General features: G+C 55.7%; 19 protein-coding genes and 1 tRNA gene. 9 read left to right on the forward strand and 11 right to left on the reverse strand.

All coding sequences use genetic code 11. The features are described 5' to 3' along the window. The first annotated feature begins 3 nt into the window (after nt 1-3). From petB to QOL67_RS03985, 3 genes are all read left to right on the forward strand, one after another. Entirely contained in the window at nt 4-1,317 is a 1,314-nt protein-coding gene (gene petB / locus QOL67_RS03975) for a cytochrome b (protein ID WP_283424641.1), read from the forward strand. 14 nt (nt 1,318-1,331) lie between these two features. Then, a complete protein-coding gene (locus QOL67_RS03980) occupies nt 1,332-2,123 on the forward strand; it encodes a cytochrome c1 (protein ID WP_283424642.1) in 792 nt (263 codons plus the stop codon). 136 nt (nt 2,124-2,259) lie between these two features. After that, nucleotides 2,260-3,051, forward strand: a complete 792-nt coding sequence (locus QOL67_RS03985; RefSeq protein ID WP_283424643.1) for a hypothetical protein — start codon at nt 2,260-2,262, stop codon at nt 3,049-3,051. A gap of 80 nt (nt 3,052-3,131) precedes the next feature. Here QOL67_RS03985 and ykgO read toward each other — a convergent pair whose 3' ends face one another. Next, nucleotides 3,132-3,257 carry a type B 50S ribosomal protein L36 gene (gene ykgO / locus QOL67_RS03990; RefSeq protein WP_008205324.1) on the reverse strand — a complete coding sequence of 42 codons (126 nt, stop codon included), beginning with the start codon at nt 3,255-3,257 and terminating at the stop codon, nt 3,132-3,134. Between the two features lie 76 nt (nt 3,258-3,333). Continuing rightward, nucleotides 3,334-3,408 (reverse strand) — tRNA-Val (locus QOL67_RS03995). 150 nt (nt 3,409-3,558) lie between these two features. Here QOL67_RS03995 and QOL67_RS04000 point away from each other — a divergent pair. From QOL67_RS04000 to pncB, 4 genes are all read left to right on the forward strand, one after another. Next, nucleotides 3,559-4,422 (forward strand): N-formylglutamate amidohydrolase, encoded by an 864-nt coding sequence (locus tag QOL67_RS04000; RefSeq protein WP_283424644.1) that lies wholly within the window; start codon nt 3,559-3,561, stop codon nt 4,420-4,422. Between the two features lie 63 nt (nt 4,423-4,485). Continuing rightward, complete coding sequence (pncA, locus tag QOL67_RS04005) at nt 4,486-5,082, forward strand: bifunctional nicotinamidase/pyrazinamidase (protein WP_283424645.1); 597 nt, start codon at nt 4,486-4,488, stop codon at nt 5,080-5,082. Between the two features lie 73 nt (nt 5,083-5,155). Further along, nucleotides 5,156-7,399, forward strand: a complete 2,244-nt coding sequence (locus QOL67_RS04010; protein ID WP_283424646.1) for a hybrid sensor histidine kinase/response regulator — start codon at nt 5,156-5,158, stop codon at nt 7,397-7,399. 75 nt (nt 7,400-7,474) lie between these two features. Next, nucleotides 7,475-8,767, forward strand: a complete 1,293-nt coding sequence (gene pncB / locus QOL67_RS04015; RefSeq protein WP_283424647.1) for a nicotinate phosphoribosyltransferase — start codon at nt 7,475-7,477, stop codon at nt 8,765-8,767. On the opposite strand, the gene QOL67_RS04020 is transcribed toward pncB, so the two are convergent. Then, nucleotides 8,764-9,672 carry an alpha/beta hydrolase gene (locus tag QOL67_RS04020; RefSeq protein WP_283424648.1) on the reverse strand — a complete coding sequence of 303 codons (909 nt, stop codon included), beginning with the start codon at nt 9,670-9,672 and terminating at the stop codon, nt 8,764-8,766. The genes pncB and QOL67_RS04020 overlap by 4 nt on opposite strands. A 127-nt stretch (nt 9,673-9,799) precedes the next feature. Here QOL67_RS04020 and QOL67_RS04025 point away from each other — a divergent pair, with 127 nt between their 5' ends. Further along, the gene (locus tag QOL67_RS04025; RefSeq protein ID WP_283424649.1) at nt 9,800-10,255 is read left to right on the forward strand and encodes a winged helix-turn-helix transcriptional regulator; all 456 of its coding nucleotides are present in this window, start codon (nt 9,800-9,802) and stop codon (nt 10,253-10,255) included. On the opposite strand, the gene QOL67_RS04030 is transcribed toward QOL67_RS04025, so the two are convergent. The 8 genes from QOL67_RS04030 to QOL67_RS04065 form a co-directional block, all read right to left on the reverse strand. Beyond that, on the reverse strand, nt 10,252-11,211 hold the full coding sequence (locus tag QOL67_RS04030; RefSeq protein WP_283424650.1) for a phosphotransferase enzyme family protein: 960 nt from the start codon (nt 11,209-11,211) through the stop codon (nt 10,252-10,254). The two genes, QOL67_RS04025 and QOL67_RS04030, sit on opposite strands and share 4 nt — an antisense overlap. After that, on the reverse strand, nt 11,208-12,473 hold the full coding sequence (locus QOL67_RS04035) for an aminotransferase class III-fold pyridoxal phosphate-dependent enzyme (RefSeq protein ID WP_283424651.1): 1,266 nt from the start codon (nt 12,471-12,473) through the stop codon (nt 11,208-11,210). Before QOL67_RS04035 ends, QOL67_RS04030 begins: the two co-directional genes overlap by 4 nt. A gap of 67 nt (nt 12,474-12,540) precedes the next feature. Then, nucleotides 12,541-12,963: an alternative ribosome rescue aminoacyl-tRNA hydrolase ArfB gene (arfB, locus tag QOL67_RS04040; RefSeq protein WP_283424652.1), complete on the reverse strand. Its 423-nt coding sequence runs from the start codon at nt 12,961-12,963 to the stop codon at nt 12,541-12,543. Nucleotides 12,964-13,333: 370 nt separating this feature from the next. Continuing rightward, nucleotides 13,334-13,969 (reverse strand): queuosine precursor transporter, encoded by a 636-nt coding sequence (locus QOL67_RS04045; protein WP_283424653.1) that lies wholly within the window; start codon nt 13,967-13,969, stop codon nt 13,334-13,336. 96 nt (nt 13,970-14,065) lie between these two features. Continuing rightward, complete coding sequence (locus QOL67_RS04050) at nt 14,066-14,971, reverse strand: esterase-like activity of phytase family protein (protein ID WP_283424654.1); 906 nt, start codon at nt 14,969-14,971, stop codon at nt 14,066-14,068. Continuing rightward, nucleotides 14,944-15,750, reverse strand: a complete 807-nt coding sequence (gene mepA / locus QOL67_RS04055) for a penicillin-insensitive murein endopeptidase (RefSeq protein WP_430458936.1) — start codon at nt 15,748-15,750, stop codon at nt 14,944-14,946. The genes QOL67_RS04050 and mepA overlap by 28 nt, the downstream gene beginning before the upstream one ends. 92 nt (nt 15,751-15,842) lie before the next feature. Beyond that, the gene (locus tag QOL67_RS04060) at nt 15,843-17,228 is read right to left on the reverse strand and encodes an MFS transporter (RefSeq protein WP_283424656.1); all 1,386 of its coding nucleotides are present in this window, start codon (nt 17,226-17,228) and stop codon (nt 15,843-15,845) included. Between the two features lie 55 nt (nt 17,229-17,283). Beyond that, nucleotides 17,284-17,820, reverse strand: coding sequence for an acyl-CoA thioesterase (locus tag QOL67_RS04065; RefSeq protein WP_283424657.1), 537 nt, complete (start codon nt 17,818-17,820; stop codon nt 17,284-17,286). A 125-nt stretch (nt 17,821-17,945) separates the two neighbouring features. Here QOL67_RS04065 and QOL67_RS04070 point away from each other — a divergent pair, with 125 nt between their 5' ends. Then, nucleotides 17,946-18,230: a YggT family protein gene (locus QOL67_RS04070; RefSeq protein WP_283424658.1), complete on the forward strand. Its 285-nt coding sequence runs from the start codon at nt 17,946-17,948 to the stop codon at nt 18,228-18,230. The last annotated feature ends 57 nt before the right edge of the window (nt 18,231-18,287 follow it).

The following is an 18,287-nucleotide window of genomic DNA, read 5'->3' on the forward strand; positions in this document are numbered from 1 at the left end:
CGCATGTCTGGTATCCCACACGATCACTACGAGCCCACAACCAAGGGCGAAAAATGGGTTGAAAGCCGCCTTCCGATTATCGGTCTGCTGTACAACACCCTAATGATTCCAACGCCAAAAAACCTGAACTGGTGGTGGATTTGGGGCATCGTTCTGGCGTTCTGCCTGGTGCTGCAAATTGTCACCGGCATTGTTCTGGTGATGCACTACACCCCGCACGTTGATCTGGCGTTTGCTTCCGTTGAGCACATCATGCGCAACGTGAATGGCGGTCATATGATCCGCTACATCCACATGAATGGCGCCTCGCTGTTCTTCTTTGCTGTCTACATCCACATCTTCCGTGGCCTCTATTACGGGTCCTACAAAGCCCCGCGTGAGATCACATGGATTGTTGGCATGATCATCTATCTTCTGATGATGGCCGCAGGCTTCATGGGCTACGTTCTACCTTGGGGTCAAATGTCCTTCTGGGGTGCTACCGTGATCACCGGCCTGTTTGGCGCGATCCCGTTCATCGGCGAAGCCATCCAGACCTGGCTGCTGGGTGGACCAGCGGTGGACAACGCCACGCTGAACCGCTTCTTCTCGCTGCACTATCTGGTGCCGTTTGTGATTGCCGCTCTGGTGGTTGTTCACATCTGGGCGTTCCACACCACAGGCAACAACAACCCAACCGGTGTTGATGTGCGCAAGGGTTCCAAAGAAGAAGTCAAAAAAGACACCCTGCCATTCTGGCCTTACTTCGTGATCAAAGATCTCGTTGGCCTGGCAATTGTTCTGACCATCTTCTTTGCGATTGTTGGCTTTATGCCAAACTATCTTGGTCACCCTGACAACTATCTGGAAGCCAACCCGCTTTCGACACCTGCACACATCGTGCCGGAATGGTACTTCCTGCCGTTCTACGCGATCCTGCGCGCCTTCACCGCCGACGTTTGGGTTGTGATGGGGGCCAGCTGGATCACCGGCGGCATCATCGATGCGAAGTTCTTTGGTGTTCTGGCGATGTTTGGTGCGATCATTGCGATGGCTCTGGTGCCATGGCTTGATACCTCCCGCGTGCGCTCCGGTCGTTTCCGTCCGATGTTTAAGTGGTGGTATGCGCTTCTGGTTGTCGACTTCATCGTTCTGATGTGGGCCGGTGCAATGCCAGCCGAGCCGCCATACTCCACCATCTCTTTGATTGGTGCGACGTACTGGTTCGCTTACTTCTTCGTGATCCTGCCGATCCTTGGTGTGATCGAAAAGCCGACAACTCCGCCGGCCACCATCGAAGAAGATTTCAATGCCCACTACGGCAAACCTGCTGAATAAGAGGAAACAGGATTATGCTTAAGAAACTTAGCATTGCTGCTTTGGCCGCCCTGTCCTTCTCGGCAGGTGGTGCGATGGCTGCAGGTGGCGCTGGCCACATCGAAGACATCAACTTCTCCTTTGAAGGTCCGTTTGGCAAATTCGACCAGAACCAACTTCAGCGTGGCCTTCAGGTCTACACCGAAGTGTGTTCGGCCTGTCATGGTCTGCGCTACGTGCCTCTGCGCACGTTGGCGGACGAAGGTGGCCCGCACCTGCCAGAAGATCAGGTGCGCGCCTACGCGGCTCAGTTCGACATCTTTGATCCAGAGCTGGATGATGATCGCCCACGGTCGCCAACCGACCATTTCCCAGAGAGCGGTCTGGCAGAAGCGCCTGACCTCAGCTTGATGGCCAAAGCGCGTGCGGGCTTCCACGGCCCGCAAGGCACCGGCATCAATCAGCTGGTCAAAGGCATGGGCGGCCCAGAGTACATCTACTCTCTCCTGACCGGATACACCGGTGAAGAGAAAGAAGAAGCTGGCACCACATTCTACGAGAACACCGCCTTCCCAGGTGGTTGGATCGCCATGGCGCCGCCGCTGTACGGTGAGGATGTGGAGTTTGCTGATGGCCACTCCAACTCTCTGCACCACGAAGCAGAAGATATGGCGGCTTTCCTGATGTGGACCGCAGAGCCCAAAATGATGGCACGCCAGCGCGCAGGCCTGATCGGCGTTCTGTTCCTGTCGCTGCTGAGTGTGTTGCTCTACCTGACCAACAAGAAGCTCTGGGCGCCAATCAAAGGCAAAAAGCTCAACCTCTGATAGGTCGAAAAGCCTTCAAATTCCATCGCCTCGCCGGGTCACCCTGGCGGGGCGTTTTCATTTTTTGCTTTGGAAATCATTAGAATCAGGCGCAAACTGGATCAGGCGACGGGACTCATAGGACCGGAGGCCTCATATGTTTCGATCTTTCACAGCATTGTTGATCCTGCTTTTTGTGAGCAGCAGCCCGGTTTGGGCCAATCCTGTTACGCTAACAGAGTCCGACGACTGGCGTATTCGAGCCACGCTTGGATTGTTTGCCGCAGCAAAGACCAATGGCAACGTGACCGTGGCGGGCAACACTGCCGCCTTGGACATGAATTTGCGCGATGCGTTGGAGCATTTGGACTTCACCGCAACCGGCCGGTTTGAGGCGTGGCATGGGCGATTGGGTCTGATTGCAGAAGGGCATTACATTGGCCTCAGTGAATCTGCCTTGATCTCCTCCGGCCCCGGCGCAGGCCGATTCGCAGAGGTAGAATCAACACAAAGCTGGCTGGGGCTCTTGGTGGGATACCGTGCTCTGAGTGGCGAGATGGGTAATGGCCGCCCCTTTGCCTTCGACGTGCAAGGCGGCGCCCGCTACAATCGCCTCACGCAAAGTGTCGTGGGCATCGGTGGGTTGGTGGATGTGGGCGGCACTGAACGCTGGTGGGAGCCCGTGGTGGGCGCGCGTTACGCTTGGGAGATTGCTGACAGCTGGACAGGAGCCATCGCGGTGGACGCCAGTGGGTTTGGGGCTAACGGAAATGATCTCGCTTGGAGCGCCAATCTCGCCATTTCCAAACAATTCAATGAACGATCATCGGTGGTCTTTGGCTGGCGTCACTACGACATCAACTTTGAAACCACCCGTTCGGACGGTGCCTTTGGGGCGGACTTCTACTCGACCGGTCCCTTTATTGCCTACGCCTACACGTTCAAATGAGTGCACTTCATTCGGTGAGTTAGATACAAAAAAGCCGCCCAAAGGCGGCTTCTTCTTCGTTGTGATGTAAGTCTTGCGACTTAGCCCTGACGCGCTTTGAAGCGTGGCTGGGTCTTATTGATCACGTAAACGCGGCCCTTGCGGCGCACGATCCGGCAATCGCGGTGCCGGTTCTTGAGCGACCGGAGCGAGTTCTTGACCTTCATGGGTCTTCTCCTCATTTCGCGGCGCGGCATGCGCCTAAGGTTACGGAATCTCTCAGAGTGAGAGATGATGAATTCATGGTGGGCGATACTGGGATCGAACCAGTGACCCCTTCGATGTCAACGAAGTGCTCTACCGCTGAGCTAATCACCCACTTTGCCAACACAGATACGACACCCCCTAACAAAGGGGGCGCGGAAACACCGCGCCAGTGGCGGTCTCTATAAAAGGAGTCGCAGAGGGGATCAAGGGCTTTTGGCGTAGTAATTTTTGCGGCTATAGTTTGAGGGAACAGGAGACACAATGGAAACCCCCGCGTACCGCATTTTTGAGCCGGAAACCGTGCAAACGTCGGTGGTGTTCGCCTCACCGCACAGCGGTTGTGACTACCCGGAATGGTTTATCCGCCGCTCTCTCTTGAATGCACATACGATTCGCTCGTCTGAAGACGCATATGTCGATCACTTGTTTGCGGATGCCCCCAAGTATGGCGCGCCATTCTTGGTTGCGCAGGCGCCACGTGCGCTGCTGGATCTCAACCGTGCTGCAGAGGAGTTGGACCCGGCTCTAATACAAGGGGTGCGAAAAGTGGGGCACAACCCCCGCGTGGCCTCTGGTTTGGGCGTGATCCCCCGCGTGGTTGCCAATGGACGTGCAATCTACCACGGAAAAATGACCCGGGCCGAAGCCGACGCCAGAATTGACGCATATTGGCGTCCGTACCATGCCGAACTCCAGGCTTTGCTGGAGGCCGCCCGCGAAAAATTTGGCGAGGCCATCTTGGTGGATTGCCACTCTATGCCCCGCGAGGCCGTGGAAAGCGCCACACGTCGCGGTGTACCACGCCCCGAAGTTGTGCTCGGTGACCGCTTTGGTGCCGCTGCGGATGTGGAGCTGGTTGATCAGATCGAAGCAGCCTTTTTGAAGGCGGGCTTTGTTGTCTCCCGCAACACGCCTTTTGCCGGGGCGTATGTGACACAGCATTATGGTCGTCCGCTTAAAGCGCAACACGCGGTTCAGATTGAAATTGACCGGTCGCTCTACATGGATGAGGCCAGCATTCAGCCAAATTCCGATTTTGAAAACTTCCGCGAACGACTGACGCAAGTGATTGCGCAAATTGCCGGCTTGGGCCAGCCGGAGACCAACAGCCTGGCCGCCGAATAGGCGGAGAAACGTTGACCCGCGCCACGCAGTTGATAAGGCTCTGCGCAAACACAGGAGACCAGAATGTCCAACGCTTTAATTGTGATTGATGTGCAAAACGACTTTTGTCCCGGCGGCGCCCTGGCCGTGCCGGAAGGTGATCAGATTGTCCCCGGCATCAACGCTCTTATGGCGGAGTTTGACACCGTAGTCCTAACCCAAGACTGGCATCCGGACGGCCATTCATCGTTTGCCAGCAGCCACGACGGCAAATCTTCATATGAGCTGATCGACATGCTTTATGGCCCTCAGGTGCTGTGGCCAGACCACTGTGTGCAAGGCAGCAAAGGGTCGGCCCTGCACGCCGACCTCAATGTGACTCGCGCCAACGTGATCATCCGGAAAGGCACCAATTCGGCGATCGATAGCTACTCTGCGTTTTTTGAGAACGATCACAAAACCCCAACAGGATTAGACGGTTATCTCAAGTCTCTGGGTGTGTCTGAGATCACTATGGTTGGACTAGCAACTGACTTTTGTGTTCAGTTTTCCGCTTTAGATGCAGCCCGGCTAGGCTTCAAAGTCAGTGTGCGCCAAGATCTCTGCCGCGCGATTGACCTAGATGGCTCCCTTGCGAATGCTGAAAATGCCATGGACGAGGCAGGTATTTCTCGCATTTGAGGAATGATCTTGTTGGTTTGTTAACCAAATTTCGGTCATTTACCCTTCATTAGTTGTCTGTGAAGATTTGGAAATGGCTGCGGAAATTCACGAGCTTAACCGGGCCCTTGAGGCTTTTGATCAACGCAACACACCGGAAGGTTTGTTGCTTAGATATGCTCGTGGTCGCCTGCGCCATTTCTTTGCACGACAGTCTCTCTCTCTGTTTGGTGCGCTGATCCTGGCTTTCACCGTGTCGCCTCTGATAGGTCTGGCGGCCCTTAGTGTCTCTCTGTTTGGTGAGCTGCTGGATACCTATGTACTGCGAAGAGTGAAAAAGCAGCTGCAACGCGGTGTGTCGGTTAAGCAGGTACAATACAAAACCACCGTCACAGCTTTTGCACAGGCTTTTGGGTTGTCTGCCTTTGTGGCAATCCTTTGGCTGGCCATTCCGCGCGAAGCGGCCCTGTTGCTCTGTTTGGCTTATCTTGCTGCGGGCGCAGTCAATGCCGTCATGGCGCTGCCCTTCCACCGACGGGCAGCGGTCGCACGTCTTTTGGTATATGGGAGCACTGTTGTCGGGCTGTTTATTGCGGATTTTTTCGTTCTGCATTACCAGCGGGAGCAGTTTTTTTACAACGTCGCCGCCACATTGATGGTGGCTTATACGATGCTGCCATTTGTCAGCTACGTCACCACCGGCCGCCTGCGGGATTTGCGTCAACAGCGCCGACAAATCGAGCAGGGGCTTGAACTGGCCAAAGCCAATGCCTCTTTACAGGAGCGTCAAAGAGAAGGCCGCAGGCTTAGCTCAATTGCCGAAAATGCCGTCGACAGCATCATGATGCTGGATGCGCAAGCCAACACCCTATGGGTCAATCCTGCGTTTACCCGAAAAACCGGGTACAAGCTGTCTGAAGTCGTTGGCAAACACCCCACCCAGTACCTGCATGGTCTCAGGTCCGATCCCGCAACCCTGCGGCGCTTCACACAGGCGATCAAAGACGGCGTGGCGGCCCATGGTGAAAACGTCAATTACACCAAAATCGGCGCCGCTTTCTGGGTGGAAACCAATCTGTCCCCGGTGTTTGATGATCGCGGAAACCTTGAGATGGTTGTCTGTGTTGATCGCGACATCACGCTCAAAAAACAGCGCGAGGCGGAATTGGCGGAGGCCAAACGTGCCGCAGAAATGGGCGAGCGCGCCAAGACCGCCTTCCTTGCCACCATGAGCCACGAAATCCGCACCCCCATGAACGGCATTATCGGCATGTCAGACCTGTTAAGTGATGCGAAACTCAGTTCAGAAGAAGCGCTTTATGTTCAAACCATTCGCCATTCTTCTGAGGCGCTTCTAACCATCATCAATGACATTCTCGACTTCTCAAAACTTCAAGACGGGCACTTGAAGATCAGCTCCATTGCCTTTGAGTTACAGCCTTGTTTGGATGAGGTGGTTAACCTGATGCGCCCTCAGGCGGCTGCGAAGGGCATTCCGCTGATCATCGAGACTGCTGACAACCTTCCGCGCACCGTGTGGGGGGATGACGGGCGGTTGCGTCAGATCCTGGTGAATGTGATCGGCAATGCCATCAAGTTCACGGAAACCGGCAACGTGACCGTACAGGTTGGCACTGTCAAGGAAGGTCCGGATCATGGGCTGGAGATTTCGGTGACCGACACAGGTATCGGCATCGCGCCCGATCGGATTGAGCATGTATTTGATCAATTTGCGCAGGCCGACGCGGCCACCACCCGCAGGTTTGGTGGTACCGGTTTGGGGCTCGCCATATCCCGCCAATTGGCGCGGATGATGGGCGGCGATGTTATCGCAACAAGTGCCGTGAATGTTGGTTCGTGTTTTGTCATCCAAGTGGACTTCCCGTCAGTCAATCTGCCAGCAAAACGTGTGACGGATCCAGATGTTATGCCGGACCCAACAGTGTTTGATGGCAAAACTGTCCTTTTGGCGGAAGACAACCGCACCAACCGTTTCCTCGTTCAAAAACTGTTGAAAGACTTGCCGCTCACCTTGGTGACTGCCGTTAACGGTAAAGAGGCGGTTGAGATGGTGAAGGAATACCAGCCGGAGATCGTGCTCATGGACATGTCCATGCCGGTCATGGACGGGCTTGATGCCACCCGCTTCATTCGCCACCAGATGTCGAACCAACCCCATATCATTGCCTTGACCGCCAACGCATACCGCAGCGACCGTCAGGCCTGTTTGGAGGCTGGTATGAATGGTTTCCTGCCCAAGCCAGTGCGGCGTGCGGAGTTGTTGAGAGCCATTGCGCATGGGCTTGAAAGTCGCACAACAGCCGCACGTATAGGGTGACACACCCTTAGGGGCTTTCAGGCCTTTGATTTTCTGGGTATTAACGGCGAAACAAGACTGTGAGGACCAGAAAATATGGTCGATATCGCCACCCGCGTCTGGAACCACAAATGGAAGATTGACCCGATTGTGCGGTCACTCATCGACAACGACTTCTATAAGTTGCTGATGTGTCAGTCGATTTTTCGCAATCGCCCTGATGCTCATGTCACCTTTAGCCTGATCAACCGGTCTTCCAACATCCGTTTGGCGGAGCTGATTGATGAAGGCGAACTGCGTGAACAACTCGACCACATCCAATCGCTTTCCCTATCGCGTGGCGAAAGCACATTCCTGCGCGGCAACACTTTCTATGGAAAACGGCAGATGTTCCGTCCCGACTTTATGGAGTGGTTCGAAAACATGCGCCTGCCGGACTACCATCTGGAAAAGCGCGATGGCCAATTTGAGCTGACCTTTGAAGGCAAATGGCATGAGGTCATGTTGTGGGAGATTCCGGCTTTGGCGGTGCTGATGGAGCTGCGCGGCCGTGCCGTGTTGCACGACATGCGCAAGTTTGAGCTGCAAGTGCTTTATGCCCGTGCCATGACCAAGCTCTGGGAGAAAATTGATCACTTGCGCACCTTGCCGGACTTGCGGATCGCAGATTTCGGCACCCGTCGCCGTCATTCCTACTTGTGGCAAGATTGGTGTGTGCAGGCCATGGTCGAAGGGCTCGGCAACAACTTTGTCGGCACCTCCAACTGCCACATCGCCATGAAGCGTGACCTTGAGGCGATTGGCACCAACGCGCATGAACTGCCGATGGTGTTTTCAGCTCTCGCCGAAAACGACACGGCGCTGCGGCAGGCGCCTTACAAAGTGCTCGCGGATTGGCATGACGAACACGAGGGAAACCTGCGCATCATTCTGCCGGACACCTATGGCACCGAAGGCTTTTTGAAGGGCGCACCGGATTGGCTTGCAGGCTGGACCGGCATTCGCATCGACAGTGGCGATCCCGCCACGGGCGCGGAAACCGCCATTCGGTGGTGGAAAGCGCGCGGCGAAGATCCAACCAAAAAACTGGTGATTTTTTCAGATGGTCTGGACACCGCCAAAATAGCCGAACTGCATATGCAATTTGCCGGCCGCGTGCGCGTGTCCTTTGGCTGGGGCACATTGCTCACAAACGATTTCCGTGGCTTGACCCAAGACGACGGCCTCGCGCCGTTCTCGATGGTCTGCAAAGCCATCAAAGCCAACGGCAAGCCCACGGTCAAATTGTCGGACAACCCGAACAAAGCCATGGGTCCTGCCAGCGAAATTGAACGTTACAAGCGCGTGTTTGGCGTTGGCCAGCAGGAAGAAATGGACGTGATCGTCTAAGCGGTCTGCATCAGGAACTTCTGAACCAAGGCCACCGTACCGGGATCGCGCAAAATACGTGTGTGACCCAGGCCTTCGGTGACCTCAAGATCCGCATCCCGCCACGCTGCAGCCACCAATTGTCCTTCCGCCAAAGGCACTTGCCGGTCGCTGCGATCATGCAGGATCAGTGCCTTCTGTGACAGGACCGACGCATTGAGCGGCGTGCGAAATTCATCAAACGCCCGCCCATACTGCGCTTCTATCAATGCTTGTGCACGCCCCGTGACTTTCTCTGTGGCACCCAACATGCGCCCGGCCTGCGCCAAATAGGTGCCCGGATACACCGGCGGCGCAATCAACACCGCCCTCTGCGCGGCCATGCCAAGCCGCAACGCCGTGGCCAATGCCGCGCCCCCCATAGAATGTCCGATCACCGTGTCAAACGGCCCTTCCTGCGCGGCAAACATCTCCAGAGCATCGACAAAATCAGGTAGGGCGGCATGACCTTTGGGCGATTTCCCATGTCCTGGTGCATCAAATCCAACAACCTCATAGCCCACCGCGACCAAAGCCTCTGCAAATCCGCTGAGCTGGCTGGCACGCCCGCCAAACCCGTGCATTACAAGCACCTTACCTTTGGGCGCGGCGTTGTCAGGTCGCCATCGGTACACGGACAAGAAACCAAAATTTCCAAACCGTCGCCGTGAGTACTGCGCCTGCGTCATAGCGCGATGTTCCCAGTGGCGGACAGAGGGGCGGGGAGGGGTGGTGAACAGGTCTGCCAGTCGCGCCGCAGCCGTGTCCGGTGATGTGCGTGACATCAGCCATATTTGGCTCCGCAGAGCGGCCAACAGCGTCAGCTTCCTGATCTGAGGCAACTTACGCCGCCGCCGCACAACTGAGGGGACACTGCTGTCGATCATGGTAGCCTCCTGAACTAAATTCGCACTGAGTTCCAAAATAGAACGCACTATCTTAATAGGTTCCAAAATAGAACTGAGTCAAGGTCTGTTTTTGGAACCTATTGGGAAAACCAATCAGAAGTGCTAGATGTCAGACATGAAATGGACTGATCTCCCCAACGAAGGCTGCTCTGTGGCCCGTACCATGTCAGTGCTTGGTGACCGCTGGACGCTATTGATCCTGCGCGACACGCTGTTTGGCATCCGCCGCTTTGATGACATTCAGAAACGGTTGGGAATCACACGCCATGTGCTCTCCGACCGCTTGAAGCGATTGGAGACCCACGGCCTTTTGGAGCGCAAACCATATCAGGAGCGCCCGCCGCGACATGAGTATCACCCAACCCAATCCGCCAAAGATTTTGTGCCGGTGATGCAAGCCATGACAGGTTGGGCACAAGCCCACTTGCCCACGGACAAGCCGGAACCCTACCGCTTTCTCGACCGAAAAACCCGCCAACCCACAGCGCCCAAGGTGATCGACACCAATACGGGCACCGAAATCACCGCAAACTCAATCTGGGTTGAGACCAACCGCGATTAAGCCAAATAGCGCTCTGCCATGGCAATTGCGCGTACGGCATAGTCCCGCACCGCCGGATGGTCATCGGCATAGCGGCCGATCACCCAGCCGCAAGACGCCATCGCCCGCATCACGGTAAAGGCCTCCAACAGTTGCGCCGCGCCCTCCGGCAAAGCCCGCACAGAGGCATAGCCTCGCAACAAAGCTGCGCCCAAGGCCGCCTCATTGGCCTGATCCCAATTCTGCGACATGGCCACGCCCAACTCGTACATGCGAAAGCCAAACACACCGTCGTCAAAATCGATCAGCCGCGTTTGCCCGTCTTGTACCAACACATTCTCCCGCAACGCATCCGCATGGATCAGCCCAAAATCACCCCCCGCGTCCGCATGCGCGCCAATCTCAGACTGCAATTTTTCACGACAGGCCAACAACAGCGCGGCCTCAGTCTCAGACAGGCTGGCATTCTCCCAGAACCGCCCCCAAGATGGGGCCTCTCCGAGCAAAGCCTCCAGATCCAAAACTTCACGCTCAAACGCCTCCGGTCGTGTCATGGCATCACTTGCCACATGCAACCGCGCCAGTTCCGCCCCCAAGGACTGGTGCAATCGTTCCTGCTCCGCGGCCTCCATCTCTAGCGGCACGCCCCCTTCGCCCAGAGGCTCACCTTCGAGCCACGTCACCAACGAGGCAACACGTGCGCCGCCAGTGGCCAACACATCCCCCGCCAAAGTGCGGATCGGCTGCGGCACCACCATACCGGCGGCAACCAAAGCCTCGGACCACCAGAGTTCAGAGCGGATCGCATCATCACTCTGATAGCCGGGCCGGTGTAGCCGCAACGCCGCGCGTTGCCCGTCCGGTCCCGCCGCCTCCAGCACAATATTCTCTCGGTTCTTGATCAACCGAGGTGTCATTTCCACACCCCAAGCCTTCAGCGCGTCCTGTGCGGCAAAAATGGCCTCTTGATTGTTCATTGCACCGCCTCAAATGCTGCGTTCATGGTCTCCACCAACAGATCGGCATTGCCGCGATCAAACGCACAGGGCGGGCGAATTTTCAAAGTGTTGTCGTACCGACCTTCGCTGTGCAGCAGCACGCCACGATTGCGCATTTCGTCGATCATCGCCGTGCAAATCTCGGTGGCAGGCTTTCCGTCGCGCCACAGCTCCACCCCAAGGAACAGCCCAGACCCGCGCACATCAGCAATCACGTCATACCGCGTCTGCAGCTCTTTTAACTGGGCCACCGCATAGGTGCCGACATCTGCCGCATTGGCGACCAAGCCTTCGTCCTCAATCACATTCAGCACCGCATGCGCCGCCGCTGCGCTCACAGGGTTGCCGCCAAAGGTGTTGAAGTATTTGAAGCCATCCTGAAAGGCGGTCAGGATCTCTGGCCGTGTGATCGTCGCCGCCACCGGATGTCCGTTTGCCATCGGCTTGCCCAGCGTCACGATATCCGGCGCAAAGCCCAGCTTTTGATGTCCCCACCAATGGCTGCCAATCCGGCCAAATCCCGGCTGCACCTCATCGGCAATCACAATGCCGCCGGCTGCTTTCACCGCAGCAACCGCCTCATCGAGGAATCCTTTCTCCAGTGTGGGGAAACCCTCGTTGGCAAAGTATGGACATATGATCAGCGCAGACAGCCCATGCTCAGACGCCGCAAGCTCGGCAATCGCCGACTTCACCGCTTCAGCAAACGCCGCCGCCTGACCCGCTCGAGTGCCGCCAACCGGAGCCATATTGTCCGGTGCAGGCACACGCTTCACATGGTCTTTGAACCCACCAATCGGGGTCTTGGAACTGTTGAGTTGGCTCACCGCAGAGGTGTTGCCGTGATAGGTGTTGTCAGTGGTGATCACACCGGTCTTGCCGGTCACTGCCTGCGCCATGCGCAGCGCCACATCGTTGGCCTCAGATCCGGAACAGACCATCACCATGCTTGTCAGATCATGATCAAATTTCGCAGTCAGCGCTTCGCCGTAATCCAGAATACCGTCATGCACATAGCGCGTATGGGTGTTCAGCGTGGCGGCCTGTTTGGCAATCGCTTTGACCACACGTGGGTGGCAATGCCCAACGTGTGGCACGTTGTTGTAACAGTCCAGATACTTGCGACCATCTGTGTCCCACAACCAAACCCCTTCGCCTCGTGCTAGGTGCACAGGTTCTTTGTAAAAGGTGGTGACATGTGGCCCCAACAGCCGCTTTCGCCGCGCCAAAACATCCGACATGGATTGCTCCCTCAATTTGCTCCCGCGCCATTACTGCGCCCGAAGCAGAGAGGCTGCAACCCCGATATCAGTCGTCGCGAGAGACCTTGCCGCGCATTGCTTTGACGTCCCCTCGGACCTTTTTGGATTTCAGGCGGCGTTGCTGGCTGCCGTAGGTGGGTTTGGTTTTTATGCGCCGCTTTGGCGCCACCAAAGCTTTGCGGATCAACTCGACCAAGCGGTCCCGCGCGATGTCACGGTTGCGGGCCTGGCTGCGGGTTTCGTCACATTGAATGATGATCGCGCCTTCTTTGGTCCAGCGTCGTCCGGCCAACCGCTTGAGGCGTGCCTTCACCTGCGGAGTAAGCGCAGGTGCGCGTGCTGCCTCAAAACGCAGCTCCACCGCGGTGGCAACCTTGTTCACATTCTGCCCGCCGGGTCCGCTGGCACGCATGAACTGCTCAGTCAGCTCCCAGTCTTCAATTGTGATCTCATCGCTGATCCGCAGCATGTGTCTTTCCGCGTTGCGCGGCCTATCCATTAAGATTTACGCCTTGGTATGCGCCGGATATTCGCACCACCGCAATACAGTCGTAGTACCGACGTCATACCGACGTGGTTTTTGGGTGACTTTGGGAGGTTAATTCGGCAGCAAAAAGGGCCGCTTCCCGCGTTGGAAGCAGCCCTTCGAGATGATTGGAGGTGCATCGGTTAGGATCACACCAATTCGGACTTTACGTCAGCCAAGGGCTGCCTCAGCTGCGCTCCCCCCAAACTGTTCCGACCTCGTTCTCCATAGCTTCTCTAGACAATGGGCACCTCCCTTCAATTTGTTTCGCGTATCCCCAGCCTGCCACAGGTTGGAGATATGTCAAACAAAATCATGTGGTGCGCGCTGTCAAAGACCCCACGATCATGCGGAACGGCACAAGAGCAAGCAGCGCCAGAGAGAGTTTTACGCACCAGTCAGCGATACCGAGGCTCACCCACAGCGGAACCATCGGACCCGTGCCCAGCAGTGGCAGGATTTCTCCGGCCCAGCTCACATCGTTGCCAGGTTCGATGAAAGAGAGTGCGCCGCTGAAAGCAACAGTGAAGAAGATTGCGGTATCCACAGAGGAGCCGATCAACGTCGAGGCCAACGGTGCCCGCCACCAAGCGCCCTCGCGCAGCCGATCAAAGATAGCAACATCAATAAGTTGCGCTGTCAGGAAGGCGAGCCCGGAGCCAAAAGCGATCCGCAAAGTCACGGCTGGATAGGTGAAGCCGTCGCCTTGCAGCATGATCTTGGTACCAATGAAGGAGCAGATCACACCCACGATAAAACCAGCAAAAACCACTTTACGAGCGGCGGGGCCCCCATAAACACGGTTCATGACGTCGGTCACAAGAAAGGCGAGAGGATAGGTGAATGCACCCCAAGTCAGCCACTGGCCAAAGAGGAATTGCACAAGAATATTGGAGGCTACAACGATGGCAGCCATGGCAATGATGCCAGGAAGATAAGTCGTTTTCATTTGTCTGAGCCCGTTTTGTCAAGGTAGCGGCGACTTGGCCCCGCGACCGCCGCGAGACGAGGCGCTCCTACCGTGGGTCGGTCCTCAAATCAAGCTTTATTGAGGCAGCGCATATTCCACGATTTCTGTGCGTTGAACCAAACGAAAGTTGTCATCAGAGATCATGGTAAGACGAATGCGGCCTAACTTGTCTTGCCAAACGGCAATCCCTTCCAAATTGTCGTGAGACCCTATGCCTTTGCGAAGCAAAAGTTTTTCGTCACTCACGGTGCTCCTATCGATGGCAAAACTGCGCACCTGAACACGAAATCCAAGGCCGTTGAAGTCACGCTCCAACAGATAAAGACGCCCGTCCGGTCCGAAATCTGCGCCCACAGGCTGAAACTGTTTCTCGCGAGGCAAGGTAAAGGTTTTCTCCCATTGGCCTTTCTTCAAGGTGAAGACCTGCGCGATGGTCTCATCGCCGATCGGCTGCTCGGGAATCGCAAAAATCTTGCCCCAATTGTTGATTGCCAAGGCTTCAAATCCGCCATTCAACTTCATTTGGTTGAACTCTTTGCGCCATGGCATGCCTTGGGCCTTGGCACCTGGCATGGCAAATCTATTCAGGCGGTGTTTGCCCTCAAAAGACACTGTCAATGCCCCGTCTTTTTGCAACACCAGCCCTTCGCTATCGCGGAGGCCAGCTTTGGCGGGAAACTTGCCGGATGTGTTCAAAACCGGAAAAGCTTTCACATTTTCAACACTGGTAACGGCTTCGCCTGCGCGCTGAAAATCTCCCGTCACAAACATCCCGCGATCAGAAATCGCCACCATCTGGCGGCCATCAGCGGACAGCTCAATTCCTGAAAAGCCGCCAAACCACCCCTCGTGAAGGCGCCATGTATAGGTTGAAATATGCATAGCAAGATCGTCGGAGTTGCTGCCACCAAGACCGCGCCCCGCCAACAATCCGGCACTGAGAAAACATGCCGCTACGGCGATTGCAAAACTGTGACGCATTGTTGCGGGAGGTCCGTCATTTGAAGTTCACGCCGTGGCTGTCGCTTTGGCGCATTTGGATCAGGAGGAGGTGGGAATAGAATGTCCTGCACCCATTGTCTTGCGTCGTCACAGCCATCACCAGGGGGGGGCGGATCTTGGTTCACACAGCCAGCGGTGCCGCTTGGGCACTTAAGACGCACATGGAAATGATAGTGATGCCCCCACCAAGGCCGAATTTTATGCAACCACGCGCGATTTCCTTTTTCATCGTCACACATCTGCACTTTCGCGCCTGGGAAGACAAAAATCCGAGCAACCCTCGGATCACTTGCCGCTGCCTTTAAAATTTCATGATGTTGTTTGGTCCAGCTGCTGTTCACATAAGCGCCTTTGTCACGCCGCATAGAAATCGATGAGATGTTCTCCCGCTCGGTGGCCGTCAGGTTAAGCCTGTCCGTGGGTCGCATCCAGATATCAATATCCAGTCCCAATTGGTGTGAACGGTGTCCTGTCAACATGGGCCCGCCACGAGGTTGGCTGATATCGCCAATATAAAGCCCGTTCCATCCGGGCTGGTTTGCAGCTTTGGCAGACAGGTCTTTGATGTAAGAAATTGTTTCGGGGTGGCCCCAGTTCCGGTTACGTGACAGTCGCATAGCCTGCCATGTTGGACCGGTTTCTGGCAGCATATCTCCGCCAGCAAGACACCCTTTGGAATAGCCACCAAACGGTGCGCTTGATTGTTGCGAAGCCGCTGGCTTCGCCCCAAAGAGTTGCTTGGCCTGAACACCTTGCATGCTCACGGGAACCTGCTGTTGCGTGGAAACAGCAACCGTGCGCTCCGGCGCTTCGTTTTTGCATGCCGCGAGCCCGATTAGGGCGAGAATGGTTAAGAGGCGGTACCCCATGTTTCTCTATCTCCCTGTGGATTGACCCAGCGTAGCAGGATCAGCCCCAACAAGAAAAGCAAGATCACAGGGGAAACGCCCAGTCGCGCCGATCCGGTAATTGTGGTTGCCAATCCGATAAGGATGGGGGCGATGAAAGCCGTGGCACGTCCCGATAGGCCGTACAGTCCAAAGCTTTCCGTTGGTACTGCAGGGTCCGTGTGGCGCACCATCAACGACCGGCTGGACGCTTGCAAAATGCCGCCCATACCGCCAATCAACGCGCCCGCCGCCAGCATAATGATATCAGGCAGCTTGCTGCCTTCAACCAATGGAACCCCAAACAAAGCGTCACGGGACATGTTAACCAGGACGAAGCACAGCAGAATAAGGACCCAGATTGCAAAAATCACCACAGGTTTGGGGCCAATGCGGCTGTCGACTTTGCCGCCGATATAACAAAACAGGGTGGCTGAGGCTGCACCGATGATGCCAAAAATGCCAACTTGTGGCACGGTCCAGTCCAGGACGTTGAACGCATAAATGCCACCAAACGCATAAATTCCGTTTAGTGCGTCGCGATACAGCATGGATCCGATAAGGAAGTTAAGCAGGCTACGGCGGGCCTTCAGATTTGCAATAGAGGTTTTGAGAGTTTTGAGGGCATCCGATACGGTACCACGTGTTTTGGCAACCAACGGGTCATGCACCCACAGGAAATACGGTACCATAAAGACAAGAAACCAAATTGCAGTAAATGGCCCAACGGCACGTGTGCCCTCGCGCGCTTCAGGGTCGAGCAAGCCAAACCCAGGTGCCAGCCCAACAATGGTTACGCCTCCGCCCTGTTCAGCAAAGAAAATCAAAACAAGAATGAGGGCAAGCAGGCCGCCGAAGTAACCAAAAGCAAAGCCGGAGCCGGAAATTTTTCCAATCTCTTCTTCGGTGCCCAGGTCCGGCAACTGCGAATTGGTGAAGATTAGAGCATATTCCGCGCCGATGAACCCAATCGAAAACACAAGTAGCATCCAATACATGTTGGAGCCATCTGGTGCCGTGAACCACAGTGCAGCTGCGCCAATCACATACATGATAGAGAAGCCAATGATCCATGGGCGCTTACGGCCTCGGGTATCTGCCAACGCGCCAAGGAAAGGTGCGCCAACCCCAATCACCAGACCAGCCAACCCCATATTCCAGGCCCAAAGTGTCTGCGCGCTCGCTTTCGCCGCAGTCTCAGACTGGCCAGAATTCATGAAAAATTCAGAGGCCACCGAAGCAAAAAAGGGCCCAAAAATAAAGGTCACAAGAAGCGTGTGGTACGGCTGGCTCGCCCAATCAAAGAAGAACCAACCCCAAATGCGCTTGCGCGCCGAAACGTCTGACATCCGCATCCCCCCGGACTTTGTTTACACTTAGACGGGATGTCACAACCTTAGCAAGTTAATCCTGCATCGGAGGCCACGGTCTGGTGGTTTCCGCGGCAATCCAGTTGGCCACCCATTCCGGCGCTTCAGGAGCTTCTGTAATGTTCCCCATCTCCGCCAAAACTGTGTCAGGCGTTACAATGCCGGCCTTGTCGGTGACAGCGGCCCGGTACAACGCATGGTTGGCGCATTCGCCGTTTTGCTTCCACATGGATTGTTCCAGATAGATGAAGCGCTTGTCCCAAAACACAGCTCGGCTGCGCATTTCGACCTTTTCAAAAGTTCGGATGCGTCGGCGATATCGCACGGTTGTGCCTGCCATCGTCATGCTCCACTTTTTACGGCGCAGCACCGCAACCAAACCGATCCTTTGCGCCAGCGGAATGCGGCCAAGATCAAACAGGGTCAGTGTGCGCCCGTTGTTGAGTTCCATCCAGAGGTCGATGTCGGACGGCCAACACCGATGTGCGGACACATGGGTCCCAGTTAGCGGCAAATGCGATGCGTTGCGGAATTTGATCAGCTCTTTGACCATGCGCATGATGGGATACATGAGGCTTTCCTTTGACCGTCCTTCACTGCGCTGTGCAACACATCGTCAACCGAGATTCCAGCGCAGACTTGTGCTTTGACGCAACGGTGCTTAACTGTGCCCCAATCGGAGCAAAGGAACCTCTCATGATGGCAATTTATGGCCCACTGAAGCTGATCTTGGATATCGCCTTCTTCTTTATGCTGGCACATATCATCATGAGCTGGCTGATCAATTTTCAGGTGCTGAACCTGCGTCAGCCGATTGTGTCGCAAATTTGGACCGGCCTGAATCGGCTGTTGGAGCCAGTTTATGAACCGGTGCGCCGTGTGATGCCGGATACACGTCCTTTGGATCTCGCGCCTTTGGTGGTGTTTGTCATCATCATTTCTCTGCGAGATTACATTCTTCCTGCGGTTCTTCTTGGCTAACATACGCCTTCGGGCTTGAGGCTCCCGCTTGCCTATGGGACAGTTGCGGGAAACGTA

Origin of the sequence: Shimia sagamensis, assembly GCF_900182745.1 — a bacterium.
GTDB classification, from domain to species: Bacteria; Pseudomonadota; Alphaproteobacteria; order Rhodobacterales; family Rhodobacteraceae; genus Shimia; species Shimia sagamensis.

What these genes read in the sequence shown, in the direction of transcription:
- QOL67_RS03980 (WP_283424642.1), top strand. Translation starts at nt 1,332, where the DNA reads ATGCTTAAGAAACTTAGCATTGCTGCTTTGGCCGCCCTGTCCTTCTCG.
- pncA (WP_283424645.1), top strand. Translation starts at nt 4,486, where the DNA reads ATGTCCAACGCTTTAATTGTGATTGATGTGCAAAACGACTTTTGTCCC.
- ykgO (WP_008205324.1), bottom strand. Translation starts at nt 3,257, where the DNA reads ATGAAGGTCAAGAACTCGCTCCGGTCGCTCAAGAACCGGCACCGCGAT.
- QOL67_RS04045 (WP_283424653.1), bottom strand. Translation starts at nt 13,969, where the DNA reads ATGAAAACGACTTATCTTCCTGGCATCATTGCCATGGCTGCCATCGTT.
- QOL67_RS04060 (WP_283424656.1), bottom strand. Translation starts at nt 17,228, where the DNA reads ATGTCAGACGTTTCGGCGCGCAAGCGCATTTGGGGTTGGTTCTTCTTT.
- petB (WP_283424641.1), top strand. Translation starts at nt 4, where the DNA reads ATGTCTGGTATCCCACACGATCACTACGAGCCCACAACCAAGGGCGAA.
- QOL67_RS03985 (WP_283424643.1), top strand. Translation starts at nt 2,260, where the DNA reads ATGTTTCGATCTTTCACAGCATTGTTGATCCTGCTTTTTGTGAGCAGC.
- QOL67_RS04010 (WP_283424646.1), top strand. Translation starts at nt 5,156, where the DNA reads ATGGCTGCGGAAATTCACGAGCTTAACCGGGCCCTTGAGGCTTTTGAT.
- QOL67_RS04030 (WP_283424650.1), bottom strand. Translation starts at nt 11,211, where the DNA reads ATGAACAATCAAGAGGCCATTTTTGCCGCACAGGACGCGCTGAAGGCT.
- QOL67_RS04035 (WP_283424651.1), bottom strand. Translation starts at nt 12,473, where the DNA reads ATGTCGGATGTTTTGGCGCGGCGAAAGCGGCTGTTGGGGCCACATGTC.
- pncB (WP_283424647.1), top strand. Translation starts at nt 7,475, where the DNA reads ATGGTCGATATCGCCACCCGCGTCTGGAACCACAAATGGAAGATTGAC.
- QOL67_RS04000 (WP_283424644.1), top strand. Translation starts at nt 3,559, where the DNA reads ATGGAAACCCCCGCGTACCGCATTTTTGAGCCGGAAACCGTGCAAACG.
- QOL67_RS04070 (WP_283424658.1), top strand. Translation starts at nt 17,946, where the DNA reads ATGATGGCAATTTATGGCCCACTGAAGCTGATCTTGGATATCGCCTTC.
- QOL67_RS04065 (WP_283424657.1), bottom strand. Translation starts at nt 17,820, where the DNA reads ATGTATCCCATCATGCGCATGGTCAAAGAGCTGATCAAATTCCGCAAC.
- mepA (WP_430458936.1), bottom strand. Translation starts at nt 15,750, where the DNA reads ATGCAAGGTGTTCAGGCCAAGCAACTCTTTGGGGCGAAGCCAGCGGCT.
- QOL67_RS04020 (WP_283424648.1), bottom strand. Translation starts at nt 9,672, where the DNA reads ATGATCGACAGCAGTGTCCCCTCAGTTGTGCGGCGGCGGCGTAAGTTG.
- QOL67_RS04025 (WP_283424649.1), top strand. Translation starts at nt 9,800, where the DNA reads ATGTCAGACATGAAATGGACTGATCTCCCCAACGAAGGCTGCTCTGTG.
- arfB (WP_283424652.1), bottom strand. Translation starts at nt 12,963, where the DNA reads ATGCTGCGGATCAGCGATGAGATCACAATTGAAGACTGGGAGCTGACT.
- QOL67_RS04050 (WP_283424654.1), bottom strand. Translation starts at nt 14,971, where the DNA reads ATGCGTCACAGTTTTGCAATCGCCGTAGCGGCATGTTTTCTCAGTGCC.